Origin of the sequence: Erwinia typographi, assembly GCF_000773975.1 — a bacterium.
Classification (GTDB): Bacteria; Pseudomonadota; Gammaproteobacteria; order Enterobacterales; family Enterobacteriaceae; genus Erwinia; species Erwinia typographi.
This window is the reverse complement of record NZ_JRUQ01000099.1, coordinates 1-1,312: the sequence shown is the minus strand read 5'-3', so window position 1 is coordinate 1,312 and position 1,312 is coordinate 1. Positions and strand designations below refer to the sequence as shown.

Here is a 1,312-nt window from a genome sequence, read left to right as displayed (position 1 = left end):
TGCTCTTTAACAATCCGGAACAAGCTGAAAATTGAAACGACGCGTGGCGTTCATTCTCCGTAATAAGAATGAACATGGCGACGCGTTCGAGTCTCTCAAATGCTTACGACTGACTTGAGTCCTGCGGGACGCTTGTGGGTTGTGAGGTTAAGTGACTAAGCGTACACGGTGGATGCCCTGGCAGTCAGAGGCGATGAAGGGCGTGCTAATCTGCGATAAGCGTCGGTAAGGTGATATGAACCGTTATACCCGACGATACCCGAATGGGGAAACCCGGTGCACTTGTGCATCATTGCAGCATGAATACATAGTGCTGCAAGGCGAACCGGGGGAACTGAAACATCTAAGTACCCCGAGGAAAAGAAATCAACCGAGATTCCCCCAGTAGCGGCGAGCGAACGGGGAACAGCCCAGAACCTGAATCAGTTTGTGCATCAGTGGAAGCGTCTGGAAAGTCGCAGGGTACAGGGTGATACTCCCGTACACAAAGGTGCACTTGCTGTGAGTTCGACGAGTAGGGCGGGACACGTGATATCCTGTCTGAAGATGGGGGGACCATCCTCCAAGGCTAAATACTCCTGACTGACCGATAGTGAACCAGTACCGTGAGGGAAAGGCGAAAAGAACCCCGGCGAGGGGAGTGAAACAGAACCTGAAACCGTGTACGTACAAGCAGTGGGAGCATCCTTTTGGGTGTGACTGCGTACCTTTTGTATAATGGGTCAGCGACTTATATTCTGTAGCAAGGTTAACCGTATAGGGGAGCCGCAGGGAAACCGAGTCTTAACTGGGCGTTAAGTTGCAGGGTATAGACCCGAAACCCGGTGATCTAGCCATGGGCAGGTTGAAGGTTGGGTAACACTAACTGGAGGACCGAACCGACTAATGTTGAAAAATTAGCGGATGACCTGTGGCTGGGGGTGAAAGGCCAATCAAACCGGGAGATAGCTGGTTCTCCCCGAAAGCTATTTAGGTAGCGCCTCGTGAATTCATCTCCGGGGGTAGAGCACTGTTTCGGCTAGGGGGCCATCCCGGCTTACCAACCCGATGCAAACTGCGAATACCGGAGAATGTTATCACGGGAGACACACGGCGGGTGCTAACGTCCGTCGTGAAGAGGGAAACAACCCAGACCGCCAGCTAAGGTCCCAAAGTCATGGTTAAGTGGGAAACGATGTGGGAAGGCACAGACAGCCAGGATGTTGGCTTAGAAGCAGCCATCATTTAAAGAAAGCGTAATAGCTCACTGGTCGAGTCGGCCTGCGCGGAAGATGTAACGGGGCTAAACCATGCACCGAAGCTGCGGCAGCGA

1 rRNA gene is annotated in these 1,312 nt (G+C 52.7%); it reads left to right on the top strand.

Features of this window, described 5'->3' with window-relative positions:
* Window positions 1-145: 145 nt before the first annotated feature.
* A 23S ribosomal RNA gene (locus NG99_RS25860) occupies window positions 146-1,312 on the top strand; the annotation flags it as partial.